The organism is Pseudomonas sp. TE6283 (genome assembly GCF_054060555.1).
In genome coordinates this window covers 37,786-59,419 of the sequence record NZ_JBSSDH010000017.1, presented here as the reverse complement: position 1 = coordinate 59,419, position 21,634 = coordinate 37,786, and the positions used below count along the sequence as shown (strand labels likewise).

Below are 21,634 nucleotides of genomic sequence, written 5' to 3'. Positions count from 1 at the left end.
CATCCAAGGAACAGGCTGGGACATTGATCAACGGCGTGGCAGGAACTGGAGAGGATCGACGGGTTTGCCCTGGCGGCGAATCTCGAAATGCAGCTTCACCCGATCAGTGCCCGTGGACCCCATTTCTGCGATCGTCTGCCCTGCCTTGACCTGCTGCCCCTCCCGAACCAAAAGCCTGCGGTTGTGACCGTAGGCACTGACGTAGGTATCGCTGTGTTTGATGATGATGAGCTCGCCATAGCCCCTCAAGCCACTGCCGGCGTAGACCACCGCTCCATCAGACGCAGCAAAAACAGGCTGTCCCAAATCACCGGCGATATCAATGCCTTTATTCAAACTACCGTTTGAAGCAAATTTACCAATCAGCACCCCGTTCGCCGGCCACGTCCAACCGCCCACGGCGCGCTCTGCGGCGGGCACCTGGGCAACCGTTTGCGAGGTGGTGGAAGAGGCAGTAGTGGCACTTTTGCCATTACCGGTCGCCGGTACGGTGGTCGCGACCGGTCGGCGGATGACGGTGGTCTTGCTCGACGAAGAAGGGCTGCTGACAACCGTGGTGCTCCCCCCCACGCCGCTACTGAAACGAATCGGCTGACCCGGTCGAATGGTGTAGGGGGCGGGAATGTTGTTGCGCGCCGCCAGCTCCTTGTAGTCCCAGCCATAGCGGAAGGCGATGGAGAACAGCGTATCGCCGGGCTTGACGATGTACTGCCCCGAGGTGACGGTCGGGCGCTTGGGCGCGGTATTGTTGCGATCGACCACGCGGGCGCCGTTGGAGCTGGTGCTGGAACAGCCAGCCAGCAGGGTCCCCATGGCCAGCGCAATCACCAGAAGCTTCAATACCGACCGTTCCTTGCGCTGCCGCATGCCTGTGTGACCCACCCGCGCTCCCCTCATGCTGTCAAATAATGACGATACAAAATGCAATATTGTTTCAATTATAACCGAGCCACCCTGCCAGGGGTGACTCGCAATTGGCCTGATCGGTGTACGAATATCGCCACGCCAGATAGACAGGGGCCAGACGCAAGAATTCGTCGCCGACGCAAATATTCCGTTGCGCCACTCAGGCCAGCGGGCCGTTGAGCAGGGGCACGAAGCGCACGGCCCCGAGCACCCGGCGCGAAAAGCCATGTTCTTCGCGCACGATCAGCATCAGTTGCTGGGTTTCCCCCGCCGGACCGACCGGGATCACCATGCGCCCGCCCGGTGCCAGCTGGTCGAGCAATGCCTGGGGCACCTCCGGGGCGACCGCGGTGACGATGATGCCGTTGTACGGCGCCAGCGCCGGCCACCCCTCACAGCCGTCTCCCCAGCGGAACACCACGTTGCGCAGGTTGAGCTCGACCAGGCGCTCCTTGGCCCGGTCCTGCAGGACCTTGATTCGCTCAACCGAAAACACCCGTTCCACCAGTTGGGCCAGGATCGCCGTCTGGTAGCCCGAGCCGGTGCCAATCTCCAGCACCTTGTCCAGGGGCCCGGCCTCCAGCAACAGCTCGCTCATGTGCGCGACCATGAACGGCTGGGAGATCGTCTGGTTGTGGCCGATCGGCAGTGCCGTGTCCTCGTAGGCACGATGGGCCAGGGCTTCATCGACGAACAGGTGGCGCGGGGTACGGCGGATGGCTTCGAGCACCTTGGCGTTCGACACGCCTTCCTCGTAAAGGCGCTGGATCAGCCGCTCCCGGGTACGCTGGGAAGTCATGCCGATGCCGCGACGCTGCAGATCGTCCTGTTCGCGCATCAGAGCACGCCCTCCAGCCAGCCGTCGAGGCGTTCGAAGGCATCGTTGAAGGTGCGATCCAGCTGCAACGGCGTGATCGACACGTAGCCTTGCATCACTGCATGGAAATCGGTACCCGGCCCGCCGTCCTCGGCATCGCCGGCCACGGCGATCCAGTAGCCTTCCTTGCCCCGCGGGTTGACCACCTTGGTCGGCGCCGCGGCACGCGCCCGGTGTCCCAGGCGGGTGAGCTGGATGCCACGGATGTGCTCCAGCGGCAGGTTGGGGATATTGACGTTGAGCACGGTGCGCGGTGGCAGCTCCAGGCGCGACTGCGCCTCGACCAGCCGCCGGGCGATATAGGCGGCAGTCGGCAGGTTGTCGGGCAGGCGCGACAGGAGCGAGAAGGCCAGCGAGGTGCCGCCGAGGAAACGCCCTTCCAGGGCGGCGGCGACCGTGCCGGAATACAGCACGTCGTCACCCAGGTTGGCGCCCAGGTTGATGCCGGACACCACCATGTCGGGGGGTTCCGGCAGCAGGCCGTTGAGCCCCAGGTGCACGCAGTCGGTGGGCGTGCCGTTGAGACTGATGAAGCCGTTGGCCAGGGTCTGCGGGTGCAGCGGCCGATCGAGCGTCAGCGAACTGCCGGCGCCGCTCTTGTCTTGATCCGGGGCAATCACCACGCACTCGGCGTAATCCGCCAGCGCTTCATGCAGCGCGGCGATGCCGGGTGCGGTAACACCGTCGTCATTCGAAATCAGAATACGCATGGGCTGTCCGTCTGCCCTGCCGGCACCAGATCGACGAGTTCGCGCACCACCACGGTGGCGAAGCATCCGGCCGGAAGGACGAATTCCAGTTGCAGGATATCAGGCTCGGGATAATGCCACGACAGACGCCCAATAGGGAGCCGCAGGATGCGCCGTTCGTGATCCATGCCCGCTCGCGCCAGCCATTGGCACAACGCCGGATGACGCGCGGCGACTTCGCTCTCGAGCACCTGGGTCGCGCCGGCGCAAGGCGATTGCCCTTCGCCCCACAGCGGGCCGGTGGGGTGCAGGTCGAGAATGGCCAGGCGCGGGTCACTGCACTCGGCCTCCCCCGCCGGGAAGAAACTGCGGCTGTCGGTGAACGCGAGCAGGTCGCCGACCTGGGCGCGCTGCCAGGTGCCATCGGCCACCCGAGCCGCCAGCACCTGGTTGAACAGGTAGCTGCGCCCGGCCGACAACAGCCGCGAGCGCACGTTGCGCTGCTCGGGCAATGCCTGGCGTGCAGCCCAGTCCTGGGCATCATGCACGTTGCCGCCGGCATGCCCGAAACGCTGGCTGCCGAAGTAATTAGGCACACCCTGCTGCTTGAGTTGCTCCAGGCGGGCATCGAGGGCCGGGCGGTCGGCCTGCAGCGCGGTCAGGCGCAAGGTAAAACCATTGGCCGAATGCGCCCCACGCTGCAGCTTGCGCTGGTGGCGCACCTGCTTGAGCACCCGCAGGGTGCCGTCCTCGGCGCGGGACAGGTCGGGGTCGGCCTTGCCCGGCAGGTGCAGGCTGAACCACTGGCGGGTCAAAGCTTGGCGGTCCTTCAGGCCGGCATAGCTGATGGCGCGCACCGACACGCCGGCGGCGCGGGCCAGGCGGCGTGCCGCTTCCTCGGTGTTGAGGTCGCGCTTCTCGACCCACAGCCACAGGTGTTCGCCCTGGCCAGACAGCGGGATATCGAGGACTTCATCGACCTGAAAGTCTTCGGCCACCGCCTTGAGCACCGCAGTGCCCAAGGCTTCGCCCGAGGCCCGCGGCCCCAGCAGTTCCAGTTCGGTCATGCTGGCAGCAGCAGGGCGACCGCATGCACGGCGATGCCCTCCTCGCGGCCGGTAAAGCCCAGCTTTTCTTCGGTGGTGGCCTTGACGTTGACCTGGTCGAGTTCGACCTGCAGGTCTGCGGCGATCTGCTGGCGCATGGTCTCGATATGCGGGGCCATCTTCGGCGCCTGGGCGACGATGGTGGCGTCGACGTTGCCGACCTTCCAGCCCTTGTCGCGCACGACGGCGACCACGTGGCGCAGCAGCACGCGACTGTCGGCGCCCTTGAACTGCGGGTCGGTGTCGGGGAAATGCTTGCCGATGTCGCCCAACGCCGCAGCGCCGAGCAGGGCATCGCTCAGGGCGTGCAGCAGCACGTCTCCGTCGGAGTGGGCCAGCAGGCCGAACTTGTGGGGGATACGCACCCCGCCCAAGGTAATGAAATCACCGTCGCAGAAACGGTGGACATCGTAGCCGTGGCCAATACGCATAGAAAAACGCCCTGATTGAGTCAGGGCGTGATTCTACCTGCTTTTGAGGTAATGGGGCTGCTTCGCAGCCCATCGCCGGCAAGCCGGCTCCGACAGAAAGTTGCAGGCGGTGTCAGACCCTGCCCAACGCCACCGCATGATGACGCAGGTGCTCATCGATGAAGCTGGCGATGAAATAGTAGCTATGGTCATAACCCGGCTGCAGGCGCAGGGTCAGCGCATGACCACCCTTGCGCGCCGCCTGCTCCAGCGCTTGCGGCTTGAGCTGCTTCTCGAGGAAGTCATCGCGATCGCCCTGGTCCACCAGCAACGGCGGGCACTCCCCTGCCTCGGCCAGCAACACGCTGGCGTCCCACTCCCGCCAACGCGCACGGTCCTCCCCCAGGTAGCGGGAAAACGCCTTCTCGCCCCACGGGCAATCCATCGGATTGCTGATGGGCGAAAACGCCGACACCGAACGGTAACGCCCTGGGTTGCGCAGGGCGCAGACCAGCGCGCCATGCCCACCCATGGAATGGCCGCTGATGCTGCGCTGGTCCGACGCCGGGAAGTGCGCCTCGATCAGGGCCGGCAACTCCTCCACCACGTAGTCGTGCATCCGGTAATGCTGGGCCCAGGGCTGCTGGGTGGCATTGAGGTAGAACCCTGCGCCCAGGCCGAAGTCCCAGGCGCCGTCCGGGTCGCCCGGCACCTGCTCGCCACGCGGGCTGGTATCCGGGGCAACGATGATCAACCCGAGTTCCGCAGCCAGGCGCTGGGCACCGGCCTTCTGCATGAAGTTCTCGTCGGTGCAGGTCAGGCCGCTGAGCCAGTACAACACCGGCAGCTTTTCGCCCTGCTCGGCCTGGGGCGGCAGGTAGACGGCAAACACCATGTCGCAGCCGAGTACCTTGGAGCTGTGCCGGTAACGCTTGTGCCAGCCGCCGAAGCTTTTCTGGCAGGAGAGGTTTTCCAGGGTCATGGCGAGGCCCTCAGAAGTGGATCACGCTGCGGATGCTCTTGCCTTCGTGCATCAGGTCGAAGGCCTTGTTGATGTCCTCCAGGCCCATGGTGTGGGTGATGAAGGTATCCAGCGGAATCTCGCCCTTCTCGGACATCTCGACGTAGCTCGGCAGCTCGCTGCGACCCCGCACGCCGCCGAAGGCCGAACCACGCCAGACGCGGCCGGTGACCAGCTGGAACGGCCGGGTGGCGATTTCCTGGCCGGCACCGGCGACGCCGATGATCACCGACTCGCCCCAGCCCTTGTGGCAGCACTCCAGCGCTGCGCGCATCAGTTGCACGTTGCCGATGCACTCGAAGGAGAAATCGACGCCGCCGTCGGTGAGGTCGACGATCACTTCCTGGATCGGGCGATCGTAGTCTTTCGGGTTGATGCAGTCGGTGGCGCCCAGTTGGCGGGCGATCTCGAACTTGGCCGGGTTGATGTCGATGGCGATGATGCGCGAAGCCTTGGCCTTGACCGCGCCGATCACCGCCGACAGGCCGATGCCGCCGAGGCCGAAGATGGCCACGGTGTCACCCGGCTTGACCTTGGCGGTGTTGAGTACCGCGCCGATGCCGGTGGTCACGCCGCAACCGAGCAGGCAGACCTTTTCCAGCGGAGCTTCCTTCTGGATCTTGGCCACGGAGATTTCCGGCAGCACGGTGTACTCGGAGAAGGTCGAGGTGCCCATGTAGTGGAACAGCTGCTGACCCTTGTAGCTGAAGCGGGTGGTGCCGTCGGGCATCAGGCCTTTGCCTTGGGTGGCGCGGATGGCCTGGCACAGGTTGGTCTTGCCCGACAGGCAGAACTTGCACTTGCCGCATTCCGGGGTGTACAGCGGGATCACATGGTCACCGACCGCCACCGAGGTGACGCCTTCGCCTACGGCTTCGACAATCGCACCACCCTCATGGCCAAGGATCGACGGGAAGATGCCCTCCGGGTCGGCGCCAGACAGGGTATAGGCGTCGGTGTGGCAGACACCGGAGGCGACAACGCGCAGCAGCACTTCGCCGGCCTTGGGCATGGCCACGTCCACTTCGACGATTTCCAGGGGTTTCTTGGCCTCGAAGGCGACGGCGGCGCGGGACTTGATCATCAAAGGTCTCCAGAAAAGGTAAGGGTTGCTGGCTTGCAGTGTAATTCACCGCCTTTTGATGAATAATCCAGTCACTCACAAAACATTATTGCCATACAGGGATAATCCATGAGCAGCCGCTGGGAAGGCATCGACGAGTTCGTCGCGGTGGCCGAATCGGGACAGTTCACCGCCGCCGCCGAACACCTTGGGGTGTCGTCCTCGCACATCAGCCGGCAGATCGCCCGCCTGGAGGAACGCCTGCAGACGCGTTTGCTGTACCGCAGCACCCGGCGGGTGACCCTGAGCGAAGCCGGGCAGACCTTTCTCCAGCACTGCCAGCGCCTGCAGGACGGCCGCGAGGAGGCGCTGCGGGCCATGGGCGACCTGGCCAGCGAGCCCAAGGGCCTGCTGCGCATGACCTGCGCGGTGGCCTATGGCGAACGCTTCATCGTGCCGCTGGTGACGCGCTTCATGGCGCAGTACCCGCAGTTGCGGGTCGAAGTGGAGCTGAGCAACCGTACCCTCGACCTGCTGCACGAAGGCATGGACCTGGCGATCCGCCTGGGACGGCTGCAGGATTCGCGGCTGGTGGCCACGCGCCTGGCGCCTCGGCGCATGTACCTGTGCGCGTCGCCGGCCTACCTGGAGCGCTATGGTCGACCGCACAGCCTGTCGGAGCTGGCGCGGCACAACTGCCTGGTGGGCAGTTCGGACCTGTGGGCGCTGCAGCAGGAGGGACGCGAGATCAGCCAGCGGGTGCAGGGCAACTGGCGCTGCAACAGCGGCCAGGCGGTGCTGGACGCGGCGCTGCAAGGCATGGGGCTGTGCCAGTTGCCGGACTACTACGTGCTCGAGCATTTGCACAGCGGCGCGCTGGTGTCGTTGCTGGAGGGCCATCAGCCGCCGAATACGGCGGTGTGGGCGTTGTATCCACAGCAACGGCATCTGTCGCCGAAGGTGCGCAGGCTGGTCGACTACCTGAAGGAAGGGTTGGCACAGTTGCCGGAGTATCGCACTACTCCCCCGCAGGCGCTCAGCGGCGCCCGGCCCAGCGCTGGCGCAGCCACTCCAGGTCTTCCGGACGGGTCACCTTGATGTTGTCGCTGCGCCCTTCGACCAGGCGCGGCGCATTACCGGCCCATTCGATGGCCGACGACTCGTCGGTGACCGCCACATCGGACACCAGGCACTCGGCCAGCGCCCGATGCAGCATGCCAAGGCGGAACATCTGCGGGGTGTACGCCTGCCAGACGGTGCTGCGATCGACCGTGGCCGCCACCCTGCCCTCGCCGTCGGCACGCTTGAGCGTGTCCCGGGCGGGAACGGCGAGCAATCCGCCGACGGGATCTTCAGCAAGAGCTGACAGCAATTTGTCCAGATCGCTGCGCGCCAGGTTCGGCCGCGCGGCGTCGTGCACCAGCACCCAGTCGTCATCCGATGCGCCCTGGGCGTGCAGCAGCAACAGCGCGTTGAGCACCGAATCGGCGCGCTCGCGACCGCCTGGAGCGCGCTGGATACGCGGGTCGTTGGCGCAGCGCAGGCCGGGCCAGTAAGGGTCTTGTTCGGCAATGCTGACCACCACGCCCTTGAGCATGGGATGGTCCAGGAAACAGTCGAGGCTGTGCTCGAGAATCGTCTGCCCGCCCAGTTGCAGGTACTGCTTGGGACGGTCGGCAGCCATGCGGGCACCAACGCCCGCGGCGGGAATCACGGCCCAGAAGGCCGGCAGTTCATGTGTCATTTCTGCGGCAGCTGGTAGAGGGTTTCGCCCTCCTTGACCATCCCCAGTTCATGACGAGCCCGTTCTTCCACGGTCTCCATACCTTTCTTCAATTCCAGGACTTCAGCGTCGAGCACGCGATTGCGCTCCAGCAGGCGCTCGTTCTCCGCATGCTGGTCGGCGATCTGCTGCTTGAGTTCGGTCACTTGCGCCAGGCTGCCATTGCCTACCCAAAGGCGATATTGCAGGCCGCCGAGCAGCAGGAGCAGGACGAGGAACAACCAATAGGGACTGCGCATGAAGATATCCAGGGTAAAAAAGGCCGCCGCAGCGAGCTTCCGATAGCACGAAGCCTGGCCGAGGCCAGGCTTCGTCGACAGAAACCCGTGGAAACGACCGAACGATCAGTGCGAACGTTCAGCCGGCCCCGGCTGCTGCCTTTTTACCATCTCTTGCTCAGCCGCGAAACTCGGCACGGCCGCGATATACAGCCTTGGCGCCCAGTTGCTCTTCGATACGCAGCAGTTGGTTGTACTTGCTGACGCGGTCGGAACGGCACAGCGAACCGGTCTTGATCTGACCGGCGGCGGTACCCACGGCCAGGTCGGCGATGGTCGAGTCCTCGGTTTCACCGGAACGGTGCGAGATCACCGCGGTGTAGCCGGCGGCCTTGGCCATCTGGATGGCTTCCAGGGTCTCGGTCAGCGAGCCGATCTGGTTGAACTTGATCAGGATCGAGTTGCCGATGCCCTTCTCGATGCCTTCCTTGAGGATCTTGGTGTTGGTCACGAACAGGTCGTCGCCAACCAGTTGCACCTTGGCACCGATCTTGTCGGTCAGGATCTTCCAGCCGGCCCAGTCGGACTCGTCCAGGCCGTCTTCGATCGAGATGATCGGGAAACGCTCGGTCAGGCCCTTCAGGTACTCGGCGAAGCCTTCGGCGTCGAACGACTTGCCTTCACCGGACAGGTTGTACTTGCCGTCTTCATAGAATTCGGAAGCCGCGCAGTCCAGGGCCAGGGTCACGTCGGTGCCCAGCTTGTAGCCGGCCTTCTCGACAGCTTCGGCAATGGCTGCCAAGGCGTCTTCGTTGGAAGCCAGGTTCGGCGCGAAGCCACCTTCGTCACCGACGGCAGTGTTCAGGCCACGGGCCTTCAGTACAGCCTTGAGGTGGTGGAAGATCTCGGTGCCCATGCGCAGGCCATCGGAGAAGGTCTTGGCGCCAACCGGCTGCACCATGAACTCCTGGATGTCGACGTTGTTGTCGGCGTGCTCGCCGCCGTTGATGATGTTCATCATCGGCACCGGCATGGAGTACTGGCCCGGGGTGCCATTGAGGTTGGCGATATGGGCGTACAGCGGCAGGTCCAGGTCCTGGGCAGCGGCCTTGGCGGCGGCCAGGGATACGGCCAGGATCGCGTTGGCGCCCAGCTTGGCCTTGTTCTCGGTACCGTCCAGTTCGATCATGGCACGGTCCAGGGCTTTCTGGTCGGCCGGGTCCTTGCCCAGCAGCAGGTCGCGGATCGGGCCGTTGATGTTGCCGACGGCCTTCAGCACGCCCTTGCCCAGGTAACGGCTCTTGTCGCCATCACGCAGCTCCAGCGCTTCGCGCGAGCCAGTGGAAGCACCCGACGGCGCGCAGGCGCTGCCGATGATGCCGTTGTCGAGCAGTACATCGGCTTCCACGGTGGGGTTGCCACGCGAATCGAGAACTTCACGACCTTTGATGTCGACGATCTTTGCCATTGTTGTAAGCACTCCAGAATTGACGAAAACAACGCAGCTTTGGGAATTCTTGCCGTTCACCAGGCGACATGGCACGGGCAGGCCTGGCGAAGGGAGCCCCTGACCGAAAGGTCAGGGGTGGAACGGGCGGTACTTTACCCGAGAAAAGCGCTTTACGCGGTTTCTACCGTCGGAAAACTTTTCACCAGGTCGTCCAGTTGCTTGAGCTGGGCCAGGAACGGCTCCAGCTTGTCCAGGCGCAGGGCACACGGACCGTCGCACTTGGCGTTGTCCGGATCCGGGTGGGCCTCGAGGAACAGACCCGCCAGGCCCTGGCTCATGCCAGCCTTGGCCAGGTCGGTGACCTGAGCACGGCGGCCGCCGGCGGAGTCGGCGCGACCACCTGGGGTTTGCAACGAATGGGTCACATCGAAGAACACCGGGTACTCGAACTGCTTCATGATGCCAAAGCCGAGCATGTCCACGACCAGGTTGTTGTAGCCGAAGCTCGAACCGCGCTCACAGAGGATGAGCTGGTCGTTGCCGGCCTCGACGCACTTGGCGAGGATGTGCTTCATCTCGTGGGGCGCGAGGAACTGCGCCTTCTTGATGTTGATCACGGCACCGGTCTTGGCCATCGCCACGACCAGGTCGGTCTGGCGCGACAGGAAGGCCGGCAGCTGGATGATGTCGCACACCTTGGCCACCGGCTCGCACTGGTAGGGCTCGTGCACGTCGGTGATCACCGGCACATTGAAGGTCTGCTTGATCTCCTCGAAGATCTTCAGGCCTTCTTCCATGCCGGGGCCGCGGTACGAGTTGACCGACGAACGGTTGGCCTTGTCGAAGCTGGCCTTGAACACGTACGGGATGCCGAGCTTCTCGGTCACCCGCACGTACTCCTCGCAGACCTTCAGGGCCAGGTCACGGGACTCCAGGACGTTCATGCCGCCGAACAGGACGAACGGCTTGTCGTTGGCGATCTCGATGTTACCGACGCGAATGATCTTCTGAGTCATGGATCAGGCCTTGTTCTTCTGTGCCAGGGCCGCCTTGACGAAGCCGCTGAACAGCGGGTGGCCGTCACGCGGGGTCGAGGTGAACTCCGGGTGGAACTGGCAGGCAACGAACCATGGGTGGTCCTTGGACTCGACCACTTCGACCAGCGCGCCGTCCTCGGAACGGCCGGAAACCACCAGGCCGGCGTCGACCAGTTGCGGCAGCAGGACGTTGTTGACTTCGTAGCGGTGACGGTGGCGCTCGGTGATCACGTCCTTGCCGTAGCAGTCGTGAACCTTGGAGCCGGCCGCCAGCTGGCAGTCCTGGGCGCCCAGGCGCATGGTGCCGCCCAGGTCGGAGGCTTCGGTACGGGTCTCGACCGCGCCGGTGGCATCGGCCCATTCGGTGATCAGGCCGACAACCGGGTGGCCGCTGTTGCGGTCGAACTCGGTGGAGTTGGCGTCCTTCCAGCCCATCACGTTGCGGGCGAACTCGATCACGGCCACCTGCATGCCCAGGCAGATGCCCAGGTACGGGACCTTGTTCTCACGGGCGTACTGCACCGCGGTGATCTTGCCTTCCACGCCGCGCAGGCCGAAACCGCCCGGGACCAGGATGGCGTCGGCGCCTTCGAGCAGGCAGGTGCCCTGGTTCTCGATGTCCTCGGAGTCGATGTAGCGCAGGTTGACCTTGGTGCGGTTGGTGATGCCGGCGTGGCTCATCGCTTCGATCAGCGACTTGTAGGCGTCCAGCAGCTCCATGTACTTGCCGACCATGGCGATGGTCACTTCCTGCTCAGGGTTGAGCTTGGCATCGACGACCTTGTCCCACTCGGACAGGTCGGCGCTGTTGCACTGCAAGCCGAAGCGCTCGACGACGAAGTCGTCCAGGCCCTGGGCGTGCAGTACGCCTGGGATCTTGTAGATGGTGTCGACATCTTCCAGCGAGATCACCGCACGTTCTTCGACGTTGGTGAACAGCGCGATCTTGCGACGCGACGAGGCATCGACCGGGTGGTCGGAGCGGCAGATCAGCACATCGGGCTGCAGGCCGATGGAGCGCAACTCCTTGACCGAGTGCTGGGTCGGCTTGGTCTTGGTCTCGCCGGCAGTGGCGATGTACGGGACCAGGGTCAGGTGCATCAGCATGGCGCGCTTGGAGCCCACTTCGACGCGCAGCTGGCGGATCGCCTCGAGGAACGGTTGCGACTCGATGTCGCCCACGGTGCCGCCGATCTCGACCAGCGCGACGTCGGCATCGCCGGCGCCCTTGATGATGCGGCGCTTGATCTCGTCGGTGATGTGCGGGATGACCTGGATGGTCGCGCCCAGGTAATCACCACGGCGTTCCTTGCGCAGCACGTGCTCGTAGATGCGGCCGGTGGTGAAGTTGTTGTTCTGGGTCATCGTGGTGCGGATGAACCGCTCGTAGTGGCCCAGGTCAAGGTCGGTCTCGGCGCCGTCGTGGGTGACGAATACTTCACCGTGCTGGAACGGGCTCATGGTGCCCGGGTCGACGTTGATGTACGGGTCCAGCTTGAGCATGGTGACTTTGAGCCCCCGCGCTTCCAGGATGGCCGCCAGGGAAGCCGAGGCAATGCCTTTCCCCAATGAAGAAACAACACCGCCCGTGACGAATATGTAGCGCGTCATGAAAAACCCTAGAAGTCTGCGTTAAGGCGGCATGGGCCGCCGGAGAAAGCGAAGGAAGGCCGAAGCCCCCGATCACCTGCGTCAATCACAGTGCATCTCGAAAAACTGCCGCGTCTGTACAGACCAGGGGTGTCCCCGGCATGGAGCTCGCTCGTCATTTTAAGAAATCAGCCCAGCAAAAAACTGCTTGGTAATCGGCAACCTCTGTGTTTTTGCGCAACCCACAGAAGCTGTATCAAGAAGGGAGGGTAGTCTACCCGAATGTACCCTTCAGCTCAAACCTTGCACGTTCGTCGGCGGCTGCCAGTGCAACAGACAATCCGCCTGCGCCAGCTCGGGCAGGTTGGCCACCGCGAGCAACTGCTCGCCGCGATACAGCAGCGGCAGTCGCGGGCGCACGAAGTGCGGGACCTGCAGCTCGTTGAGCAGGCGCTTGAGATCGCGCCGACCGCGACCAGGCAGTTGCATGATCTCGCCGCCCTGGCGGTAGCGGATGTGCAGGCCTTCACCCGACGGGGCCGACATCAGACGGACACTGCCATTGCCCGGCAGGCGCAACGGTTGCGCGCCGTCCAGCCAGGGGTAATCACCCGACACCACAGCCAGCCAATCGCCACTCAGCCACCAGATATGTCCATGGCTGCGATGCAGTTCGCCGTCGGTCAGACACCAGACCGGACAGGCATCGGCCGCCGCGTCGCGCAGATCGTTCCAGCCGGTCCAGTGGCGGCTGTCAGGCAGGCGGGTGCGCTGTCTGAGCCAGAACTGCAAGGCGTTGCGTTGACGCGCCGGGGATAGTGCGGTGAGCGCCTCGAGGCTGAGTGAATCCAACCCCAGCCAGGGCAGCGGCGCATTGTCGCATGCACTCGCCAGGTCGCTGGCGGCCAGCTCATCCAGCAGGCCCAATGCCTCGCCCAGGTGTTCCGCGCTGCGCGCCAGATTGGCTTCGGCCTGGGGCCAGCGCTGGCGCAGCATCGGGAAAACCTCGCCACGGAGGAAGTTGCGAGCGAAGGTGGTGTCGCTGTTGGAAGGGTCGTCGACCCATACCAGCCCGTGCCTGTCGGCGTAAGCCTGCAACTGCTGGCGCGACATCCCCAGCAATGGGCGCACCAGGCTGCCCTGGCCCAGCGGCCGCTGTTGCGGCATGGCAGACAGACCACGCAGGCCGGCACCGCGCAATAGGCGGAACAACAGGGTTTCAGCCTGATCGTCACGGTGCTGGCCGGTGAACAGCACTTCGCCTGCGCCCAGCCGTTGTTCGAAGGCGCCGTAGCGGGCATTGCGGGCCGCCTGTTCGAGGCTGGCGCCGGGAGCGACCTGGACAGGGACCACATCGAGTTCGACACCCAGTGCAGCACACACCGCTCGGCAGTGATCGGGCCAGGCATCGGCGGCGGCTTGCAGGCCGTGATGGACATGGATGGCGCGCAGAGGGGGCGCGGGGTGGTTGCGAGTGTAGTCGGCGAGCTGGTGCAGGAGGACGGTGGAGTCCAGGCCACCGGAGAAGGCGACGTACCAGGCGGGGGCGTTGAGCCAGGGGGTGAGGTTGAGCATCAGGGCCTCACAGGGCTTGAGATCGCCGGGGGCGCTTTGCGCTCCTTTCGCGACACAAGGCCGCTCCCACAAGATTGCGCAGTATTCGAAACTGACGCCATCCTGTGGGAGCGGCCTTGTGTCGCGAAAGGGCCGCGAAGCGGCCCCCCGGAATCCATCAGAGGCCGTAGCTCATCAGGCGATCGTAACGGCGCTTGAGCAGCGCGTCGTTGTCGAGCTTGCCGAGCATGTCCAGCTGTTCGATCAGGTCGGCGCGAACATTGGCCGCCATCTTCGCCGGATCACGGTGGGCGCCGCCCAGCGGCTCCGGGATGACCTTGTCGACGATGTTCAGGCTCTTCAGGCGCTCGGCGGTGACACCCATGGCCTCGGCGGCATCGGCCGCGCGGTCGGCGGTCTTCCACAGGATCGAGGCGCAACCTTCCGGCGAAATTACCGAGTAAGTGGAGTACTGCAGCATGTTCAGCTGGTCGCACACGCCGATGGCCAGTGCGCCGCCGGAACCGCCTTCACCGATCACGGTGGCGATGATCGGCGTCTTCAGGCGCGCCATCACGCGCAGGTTCCAGGCAATGGCCTCGCTCTGGTTGCGCTCTTCGGCATCGATGCCCGGATAGGCGCCCGGGGTGTCGATGAAGGTCAGGATCGGCATCTTGAAACGCTCGGCCATTTCCATCAGGCGGCAGGCCTTGCGGTAGCCTTCAGGGCGCGGCATGCCGAAGTTGCGGCGTACCTTCTCACGCACTTCACGGCCTTTCTGGTGGCCGATGACCATGACCGGCTTGTCGTCCAGGCGCGCGGTGCCACCGACGATGGCGGCGTCGTCGGCAAAGTGACGGTCGCCGTGCAGCTCCTCGAACTCGGTGAAGATGTGGTCGATGTAGTCGAGGGTGTAAGGACGGCGCGGGTGACGGGCCAGACGGGCGATCTGCCAGCTGGTCAGGTTGCCGAAGATGCTCTCGGTCAGGGTGCTGCTCTTGTCCTGCAGACGGGCAATTTCATCGCTGATGTTCAGCGAGTTGTCGTTACCCACCAGGCGCAGCTCTTCGATCTTGGCTTGCAGGTCGGCAATCGGCTGTTCGAAATCGAGGAAATTCGGGTTCATAGGCTTCCGTCTTGGGTCTACGGCCAGGCGGCCGGCCGGTTGATCCGTTTGGCGCCCTACCTTAAGGGATCAGGCGCATAAAGGTCGAGATTAAAATGCGTCGTTTCAACGGTATTGCAGGAAGACGTTCTCACGCCCGAACTGGTCACGCAGCGCCTGAATCAACCCATCGGCCGGGTCGATCGACCACTGGTCGCCAAACTGCAGCATGGCCTTGGCGTCGCTGCCGGTGTACTCCAGGGTGATCGGACAACCACCACGGTGCCGGGTGATCAGCTCGCCCAGCCATTTCAGACGATCGCCCTTGAGCGCGTCGTGACCAACCTTCAGGCGCAGGCTCTCGGCCAGCTTGGTCCGGGCATCCTCCATGGTCATCACGGTCTTGACCCGCAGGCGCAGGCCACCGGAGAAGTCGTCGTTGCTCACCTCCCCCTCCACCACCACCATGGCGTCGGTCTGCAGCAGGGCCTGGGCGCCCATGAAGGCATCGGCGAACAGCGAGGCCTCGATGCGCCCGGAACGGTCATCCAGGGTGACGAAGCCCATCTTGTCACCCTTCTTGTTCTTCATCACCCGCAGGGCAATGATCATGCCGGCGATGGTCTGGGTGTCGCGGGCCGGCTTGAGGTCGACGATGCGCTGGCGGGCGAAGCGGCGGATCTCGGTCTCGTATTCGTCGATCGGGTGGCCGGTCAGGTACAGGCCAAGGGTGTCCTTTTCACCCTTGAGGCGTTCCTTGAGCGTCAGCTCGCGCACCTTGCGGTGGTTGGCGTAGACGTCGACATCCGCCTCGTCGAACATGCCGCCGAACAGGTCGACGTGGCCACTGTCCGCGGTATGGGCGGCCTGCTCGGCAGCCTTGACCGCCTCGCCCAGCGCCGACAGCAAGGTTGCACGGTTGATGTCGATGTTGGCCTGATAGGCCTTGATCTCGTCATGGAAATGCGGCCCCAGGCGGTCCAGCGCACCACTGCGGATCAGCGCGTCGAGGGTCCGCTTGTTGACCCGCTTGAGGTCGATACGCTCGCAGAAGTCGAACAGGTCCTTGAACGGGCCGCCCTGGGCGCGGGCCTCGACGATTGCCTCCACCGGCCCCTCGCCGACTCCCTTGATCGCCCCCAGGCCATAGACGATGCGGCCATCGTTGTTGACGGTGAACTTGAAGTCCGAGAAGTTCACGTCCGGCGCGTCCAGGCGCAGCTTCATGCTGCGCACTTCCTCGACCAGCACCACCACCTTGTCGGTGTTGTGCATATCCGCCGACAGCACCGCGGCCATGAACGGCGCCGGGTAGTGGGTTTTCAGCCAGGCGGTCTGGTACGACACCAGGCCGTAGGCGGCGGAGTGGGATTTGTTGAAGCCGTAGCCGGCGAATTTCTCTACCAGGTCGAAAATGTTACCGGCCAGGTCCGCATCGATGTTGTTGGCCACGCAGCCTTCGATGAAACCACCCCGCTGCTTGGCCATTTCCTCGGGCTTTTTCTTACCCATGGCCCGGCGCAGCATGTCGGCGCCACCGAGGGTGTAGCCGGCCATCACCTGGGCGATCTGCATCACCTGTTCCTGGTACAGGATGATGCCGTAGGTAGGCGCGAGTACCGGTTTCAGACCTTCGTACTGGTAGTCGGAGTGCGGGTAGGCCAGCTCCGCCCGGCCGTGCTTGCGGTTGATGAAGTCGTCCACCATGCCCGATTGCAGCGGGCCCGGACGGAACAGCGCCACCAGTGCGATGAGGTCTTCCAGGCAGTCGGGCTTGAGCTTCTTGATCAGCTCCTTCATGCCACGGGATTCGAGCTGGAACACCGCCGTGGTCTCGGCTTTTTGCAACAGTTCGTAGGTCTTGCGGTCGTCCAGCGGGATGAAGTCGATGTTGATGTCGGGCAGGTTCTTCTTGGCCTGCTCGCGGTTGATGATCTCCATCGCCCACTTGATGATGGTCAGGGTCCGCAGGCCGAGGAAGTCGAACTTCACCAGGCCCGCAGCCTCGACGTCGTCCTTGTCGAACTGGGTTACCAGGCCGCCGCCCTCTTCGTCACAGGCGATCGGCGAAAAATCGGTGAGTTTGGTCGGCGCGATTACCACGCCACCGGCGTGCTTGCCGGTACCACGGGTGACACCTTCGAGCTTGAGGGCCATGTCCCAGATCTCGCGTGCGTCCTCGTCGCCCTTGAGGAAGTCACGCAGGATCTCCTCCTGTTCGTAGGCCTTCTCCAGGGTCATGCCCACTTCGAACGGGATCATCTTCGACAGGCGGTCGGCCAGGCCGTAGGACTTGCCCTGCACACGCGCCACGTCGCGCACCACCGCCTTGGCGGCCATGGTGCCGAAGGTGATGATCTGGCTCACCGCGTTGCGGCCATAGGCCTCGGCCACGTAGTCGATCACCCGGTCACGGCCATCCATGCAGAAGTCGACGTCGAAGTCGGGCATGGAAATACGTTCTGGGTTCAGGAAGCGCTCGAACAGCAGGTCATAGGCCAGCGGGTCGAGGTCGGTGATCTTCAGTACATAGGCCACCAGCGAGCCGGCACCCGACCCCCGGCCCGGGCCGACCGGCACATCGTTGTTCTTCGCCCACTTGATGAAGTCCATAACGATCAGGAAGTAACCTGGGAAGCCCATCTGGATGATGATGTCCAGCTCGAACTTCAGGCGGTCCAGGTAGACCTGGCGCTTCTCTTCGTAATTGGGCGTGGTCTCTTTCGGCCAGAGCACCGCCAGGCGCTCCTCCAGGCCTTCGTGGGAGACGTGACGCAGGTAGTCGTCGATGCCCATGCCGTTGGGCGTCGGAAAATCGGGGAGGAAGTACTTGCCCAGCTGCACGGTGATGTTGCAGCGCTTGGCGATCTCCACGGTGTTGGCGATGGCGTCCGGCAGGTCGCTGAACAGCTCGGCCATCTCTTCGGGCGACTTGAGGTACTGCTGGTCACTGTAGCCGCGCGGGCGGCGCGGGTCGTCGAGGGTCCAGCCCTCGCCAATGCACACGCGGGTCTCGTGAGCGTCGAAATCCGACTGCTTGATGAAGCGCACATCGTTGGTCGCCACCAGCGGGGCGCCGAGCTTGTCGGCCAGGGCCACGGCGGCGTGCACGTACTCTTCGTCACCGGCGCGATTGGTACGCTGCAACTCGACATAGAAGCGGTCCGGGAACATGCCCATCCAGTCGCCGAGCAGGGCTTCGGCTTCGTCCTGGCGACCGGCCATCAGGGCCAGGCCGATATCGCCTTCCTTGCCTGCCGACAGGGCGATCAGCCCCTCGCTGGCCGGGGCGATCCAGTCGCGCTGGATGATCACTAGGCCGTTGCGCTGGCCGTCGGTCCAGCCACGGGAGATCAGTTCGGTGAGGTTGCGATAGCCCTTGGGGTTCATGGCCAGGAAGCAGATGCGCGACAGCGGCGCCTCGGAATCGGCCCCGGCCAACCACAGGTCGGCGCCGCAGATCGGCTTGATGCCGGCGCCCATGGCGGTCTTGTAGAACTTCACCAGCGAGCACATGTTGCTCTGGTCGGTGATCGCCACCGCCGGCATGTTCATCCCGGCCAGGGCCTTGGCCAGCGGCTTGATCCGTACCAGGCCGTCGACCAGGGAGAATTCGGAGTGCACGCGAAGGTGAACGAAGGAGACCGGCATGGAGGATCCTGTAGCAGTGCTGAACGACAAGGGCGGGATTGTAGCGTATTGCTCTTCGCTTGCCTCGCCTGGAGGTCAGCGGTTGGTTGCAGAATGCATCGCGGGGCAAGCCCGCCCCCACACAGATCGACGTGGGAGCGGGCTTGCCCCGCGATGAACGGCGCCGATCAGATCAGCGAGGTGGAAATGCCTTCACGGGCTTCCCATGCGGCCCGAACCGGCGCGAACGAGCGCCGATGAATGGGCGTTGGCCCAAGCCGGGCCAGGGCCTCAAGGTGCACTGGAGTCGGATACCCCTTGTGCCCGCCGATCCCATAACCTGGGTAGATCAGCTCGAACGCGCTCATCTCGCGATCGCGGGTGACCTTGGCCAGGATCGATGCAGCGGCGATCGCCGGCACCTGCGAGTCACCCTTGACCACAGGCGCAGCCGGTACCGAAAGCTTCGGGCAGCGGTTGCCATCGATCAGTGCCAGCTTCGGCGTGACGTGCAACCCTTCGACCGCACGCTGCATGGCCAGCATAGTCGCATGGAGGATATTCAGTCGGTCGATTTCCTCGACCTCGGCGCGAGCGATGCAGAAACTCAGCGCCTTCTCGCAGATCTCGTCGAACAGCACGTCGCGCTTGGCCTCGGTGAGCTTTTTCGAGTCGTTCAGGCCGAGGATCGGTCGGCGCGGGTCGAGAATGACCGCCGCGGTGACCACCGCGCCGCACAGCGGGCCACGGCCCACTTCGTCGACGCCGGCCACCAGCTCTTCAACTAGGTTGAAATCCAGTCCCATCTGCATCTCAGCGGTCCTTCAACAGGGCGAGCACCGCGTCGGCCGCCTGATTGGAGGCGTCGCGGCGCAAGGTGCGGTGGATCTGGTCGAAGCTGTCGGTTTGCTGTGAACCGTCCTTGACCAGCGGCGCCAGGGTCTGTGCCAGGGCTTCGCTGGTAGCGGCGTCCTGCAACAGCTCCGGTACCAGCAGGCGCTGGGCCAGCAGGTTGGGCAGCGACACGTACGGGCTCTTGACCATGCGCTTGAGGATCCAGTAGGTCAGCGGCGCCAAGCGGTAGGCCACGACCATCGGCCGCTTGTACAGCATCGCTTCCAGGGTGGCGGTGCCGGAGGCGATCAGCACCGCGTCACAGGCAGCCAACGCTTGGTGCGAGCGGCCGTCCAACAGCGTCAGTGGCAGTTCGCGTCCTTCGAGCATCTGCTCGACCTGGGCGCGCCGGGCGGCATTCGCGCACGGCAGCACGAAGCGCACGCCGGGCACCAACTCGCGCAAGCGCTGGGCGGCATCAAGGAACAAAGCTCCCAGGCGTCCGACCTCACCGCCGCGGCTGCCAGGCATCAACGCGATCACCGGGCCTTCGCCCAGGCCCAGTTCGGCACGCGCCGCGCCACGGTCGGCCTCCAGGGGAATCGTGTCCGCCAGCGGATGGCCAACGAAACGCACCGGCACGCCCTGCTCTTCATAGAAGCGCGCCTCGAACGGCAGCAGGGTGAGCATCAGGTCGCAGCCCTCGCGAATTTTCAGCACGCGCTTCTGTCGCCAGGCCCAGACCGACGGGCTGACGTAATGCACCGTCTTGATTCCGGCCTGACGCAGCTTGAGTTCGATATTGAGGGTGAAATCGGGGGCATCGATACCGATGAACACGTCGGGCTTTTCGCCGATCAGTGTGTGGATCAGTTCCTTGCGCCGCTTGAGCAGCTCGCGCAGGCGCCCGAGCACCTCGACCAGGCCCATGACGGCCAGGCGTTCCATCGGAAAGTAGGAGGTCATGCCCTCGGCTTCCATCAAGGGACCGCCAACACCGATGAACCGTACATCGGGATGACGTGCCTTGATAGCGCGCATCAGGCCGGAACCGAGAATGTCGCCGCTGGCCTCGCCGGCGACCAGCGCCACGCAGAGCTGGGCCATATCAGCGGGTGATGCCGCGTGCGGAATTGGCGATCGATTGACGGAACAGATCGACTTCAGGGAACTGCGTGACCAGCTCATCCAGCTCCTTGAGCGCCTCTTCGACGGTCAGGCCCTGACGGTAGACAATCTTGTAGGCGCGACGCAGGGCGTGCAGCACTTCATCGCCGAAACCGCGACGGCGCAGGCCTTCGAAGTTCATGCTGCGCGCCTCGGCCGGGCTGCCAAACACAGTGACGTAGGCCGGTACGTCCTTGCCGATCGCGGTACCCATGCCGGAAAACGCATGGGCGCCGATATGGCAGTACTGGTGCACCAGGGTGTAGCCGGACAGGATCGCCCAGTCGCCGACATGCACATGGCCCGCCAGCGCGGTGTTGTTGACCAGGATGCAGTGGTTGCCGATGACGCTGTCGTGGCCGATGTGGGCATAGGCCATGATCAGGTTGTGATCGCCCAGGGTGGTTTCCGAACGGTCCTGGACGGTGCCGCGGTGGATGGTGACGCCCTCGCGAATCACGTTGTGGTCACCGATCACCAGGCGCGTCGGCTCACCCTTGTACTTCAGGTCAGGGGTGTCTTCGCCGATCGAGGAAAACTGGTAGATACGGTTGTGCTTGCCGATACGGGTCGGCCCCTTGAGCACCACGTGCGGACCGATGACGGTACCCTCCCCGATTTCCACATCGGGGCCTACGATCGACCAGGGACCAACCTCGACGCCCTCGGCCAGCTTGGCCGAGGGGTCGATGATCGCCCGTGGGTCAATCGAACTCATAGGGAGCGTTCCGCGCAGGTGATCTCGGCCGAGCAGACCGGCTTGCCGTCCACCAGGGCGCGGCACTCGAACTTCCAGATCATGCTCTTGCGGCTGAGGAACTTGGCTTCCAGCACCAGTTGGTCGCCCGGCAGCACCGGCTGGCGGAAACGCAGCTTGTCGGAGCCGACGAAGTAGTAGAGGGTGCCGTCCGCCGGCTTGGCGTCGAGCATCTTGAATCCGAGAATCCCGGCCGCCTGGGCCATCGCCTCGATGATCAGCACGCCCGGCATGATCGGATGCGCCGGGAAGTGGCCATTGAAGAACGGCTCGTTGATGCTGACATTCTTGTAGGCACGAATGCTTTGGGCCTCGAAGTCCAGGTCCGTCACACGGTCCACGAGCAGGAACGGGTAACGGTGAGGCAGGTATTCGCGAATCTCGTTGATGTCCATCATTTCGGGGGGAAGCCTGTATAAGAATAGGGAGCGCAGGTG

20 protein-coding genes are annotated in these 21,634 nt (G+C 64.3%); 1 reads left to right on the top strand and 19 read right to left on the bottom strand.

Features of this window, described 5'->3' with window-relative positions; translation table 11 throughout:
* Window positions 1-27: 27 nt before the first annotated feature.
* The 7 genes from ACVWZ5_RS20120 to ACVWZ5_RS20090 form a co-directional block, all read right to left on the bottom strand.
* Window positions 28-882, bottom strand: coding sequence for a peptidoglycan DD-metalloendopeptidase family protein (locus ACVWZ5_RS20120; protein WP_028690651.1), 855 nt, complete (start codon window positions 880-882; stop codon window positions 28-30).
* 184 nt (window positions 883-1,066) lie between these two features.
* Entirely contained in the window at window positions 1,067-1,705 is a 639-nt protein-coding gene (locus ACVWZ5_RS20115; protein ID WP_162175259.1) for a protein-L-isoaspartate(D-aspartate) O-methyltransferase, read from the bottom strand.
* 38 nt (window positions 1,706-1,743) lie between these two features.
* Window positions 1,744-2,493 (bottom strand): 5'/3'-nucleotidase SurE, encoded by a 750-nt coding sequence (surE, locus tag ACVWZ5_RS20110; protein WP_280070498.1) that lies wholly within the window; start codon window positions 2,491-2,493, stop codon window positions 1,744-1,746.
* Window positions 2,481-3,539, bottom strand: a complete 1,059-nt coding sequence (gene truD / locus ACVWZ5_RS20105) for a tRNA pseudouridine(13) synthase TruD (protein ID WP_457340806.1) — start codon at window positions 3,537-3,539, stop codon at window positions 2,481-2,483. The genes surE and truD overlap by 13 nt, the downstream gene beginning before the upstream one ends.
* Window positions 3,536-4,009, bottom strand: a complete 474-nt coding sequence (gene ispF, locus ACVWZ5_RS20100; RefSeq protein WP_028690655.1) for a 2-C-methyl-D-erythritol 2,4-cyclodiphosphate synthase — start codon at window positions 4,007-4,009, stop codon at window positions 3,536-3,538. The genes truD and ispF overlap by 4 nt, the downstream gene beginning before the upstream one ends.
* Before the next feature lie 112 nt (window positions 4,010-4,121).
* Window positions 4,122-4,970 carry an S-formylglutathione hydrolase gene (gene fghA / locus ACVWZ5_RS20095; RefSeq protein WP_028690656.1) on the bottom strand — a complete coding sequence of 283 codons (849 nt, stop codon included), beginning with the start codon at window positions 4,968-4,970 and terminating at the stop codon, window positions 4,122-4,124.
* 10 nt (window positions 4,971-4,980) lie between these two features.
* Window positions 4,981-6,093, bottom strand: a complete 1,113-nt coding sequence (locus ACVWZ5_RS20090) for an S-(hydroxymethyl)glutathione dehydrogenase/class III alcohol dehydrogenase (RefSeq protein WP_016712915.1) — start codon at window positions 6,091-6,093, stop codon at window positions 4,981-4,983.
* Between the two features lie 108 nt (window positions 6,094-6,201).
* Between ACVWZ5_RS20090 and ACVWZ5_RS20085 the strand changes: the two genes are divergently transcribed.
* Window positions 6,202-7,170, top strand: coding sequence for a LysR substrate-binding domain-containing protein (locus tag ACVWZ5_RS20085; protein WP_062574926.1), 969 nt, complete (start codon window positions 6,202-6,204; stop codon window positions 7,168-7,170).
* Here ACVWZ5_RS20085 and ispD read toward each other — a convergent pair.
* The 12 genes from ispD to fabZ all read right to left on the bottom strand — a co-directional run bounded on the left by ispD (window position 7,109) and on the right by fabZ (window position 21,595).
* Window positions 7,109-7,816, bottom strand: a complete 708-nt coding sequence (gene ispD, locus ACVWZ5_RS20080) for a 2-C-methyl-D-erythritol 4-phosphate cytidylyltransferase (protein ID WP_062574927.1) — start codon at window positions 7,814-7,816, stop codon at window positions 7,109-7,111. The genes ACVWZ5_RS20085 and ispD overlap by 62 nt on opposite strands.
* On the bottom strand, window positions 7,813-8,094 hold the full coding sequence (gene ftsB, locus ACVWZ5_RS20075) for a cell division protein FtsB (protein ID WP_011535259.1): 282 nt from the start codon (window positions 8,092-8,094) through the stop codon (window positions 7,813-7,815). Before ftsB ends, ispD begins: the two co-directional genes overlap by 4 nt.
* Before the next feature lie 157 nt (window positions 8,095-8,251).
* Window positions 8,252-9,541, bottom strand: a complete 1,290-nt coding sequence (gene eno, locus ACVWZ5_RS20070; RefSeq protein WP_028690659.1) for a phosphopyruvate hydratase — start codon at window positions 9,539-9,541, stop codon at window positions 8,252-8,254.
* A gap of 152 nt (window positions 9,542-9,693) precedes the next feature.
* Window positions 9,694-10,539 carry a 3-deoxy-8-phosphooctulonate synthase gene (gene kdsA, locus ACVWZ5_RS20065; protein WP_028690660.1) on the bottom strand — a complete coding sequence of 282 codons (846 nt, stop codon included), beginning with the start codon at window positions 10,537-10,539 and terminating at the stop codon, window positions 9,694-9,696.
* Between the two features lie 3 nt (window positions 10,540-10,542).
* Complete coding sequence (locus ACVWZ5_RS20060; RefSeq protein WP_062574928.1) at window positions 10,543-12,171, bottom strand: CTP synthase; 1,629 nt, start codon at window positions 12,169-12,171, stop codon at window positions 10,543-10,545.
* A gap of 270 nt (window positions 12,172-12,441) precedes the next feature.
* Window positions 12,442-13,725 (bottom strand): tRNA lysidine(34) synthetase TilS, encoded by a 1,284-nt coding sequence (gene tilS / locus ACVWZ5_RS20055; RefSeq protein ID WP_280070497.1) that lies wholly within the window; start codon window positions 13,723-13,725, stop codon window positions 12,442-12,444.
* 157 nt (window positions 13,726-13,882) lie between these two features.
* On the bottom strand, window positions 13,883-14,830 hold the full coding sequence (locus ACVWZ5_RS20050) for an acetyl-CoA carboxylase carboxyltransferase subunit alpha (protein ID WP_062574930.1): 948 nt from the start codon (window positions 14,828-14,830) through the stop codon (window positions 13,883-13,885).
* A 105-nt stretch (window positions 14,831-14,935) separates the two neighbouring features.
* Entirely contained in the window at window positions 14,936-18,460 is a 3,525-nt protein-coding gene (gene dnaE, locus ACVWZ5_RS20045; RefSeq protein WP_084942498.1) for a DNA polymerase III subunit alpha, read from the bottom strand.
* 167 nt (window positions 18,461-18,627) lie between these two features.
* Window positions 18,628-19,251, bottom strand: coding sequence for a ribonuclease HII (gene rnhB / locus ACVWZ5_RS20040; RefSeq protein ID WP_062574931.1), 624 nt, complete (start codon window positions 19,249-19,251; stop codon window positions 18,628-18,630).
* A gap of 1 nt (window position 19,252) precedes the next feature.
* Complete coding sequence (lpxB, locus tag ACVWZ5_RS20035) at window positions 19,253-20,380, bottom strand: lipid-A-disaccharide synthase (RefSeq protein ID WP_062574932.1); 1,128 nt, start codon at window positions 20,378-20,380, stop codon at window positions 19,253-19,255.
* A 1-nt stretch (window position 20,381) separates the two neighbouring features.
* A complete protein-coding gene (gene lpxA, locus ACVWZ5_RS20030; protein ID WP_084942497.1) occupies window positions 20,382-21,158 on the bottom strand; it encodes an acyl-ACP--UDP-N-acetylglucosamine O-acyltransferase in 777 nt (258 codons plus the stop codon).
* On the bottom strand, window positions 21,155-21,595 hold the full coding sequence (gene fabZ / locus ACVWZ5_RS20025) for a 3-hydroxyacyl-ACP dehydratase FabZ (protein ID WP_003252314.1): 441 nt from the start codon (window positions 21,593-21,595) through the stop codon (window positions 21,155-21,157). Before fabZ ends, lpxA begins: the two co-directional genes overlap by 4 nt.
* Between the last annotated feature and the right edge of the window lie 39 nt (window positions 21,596-21,634).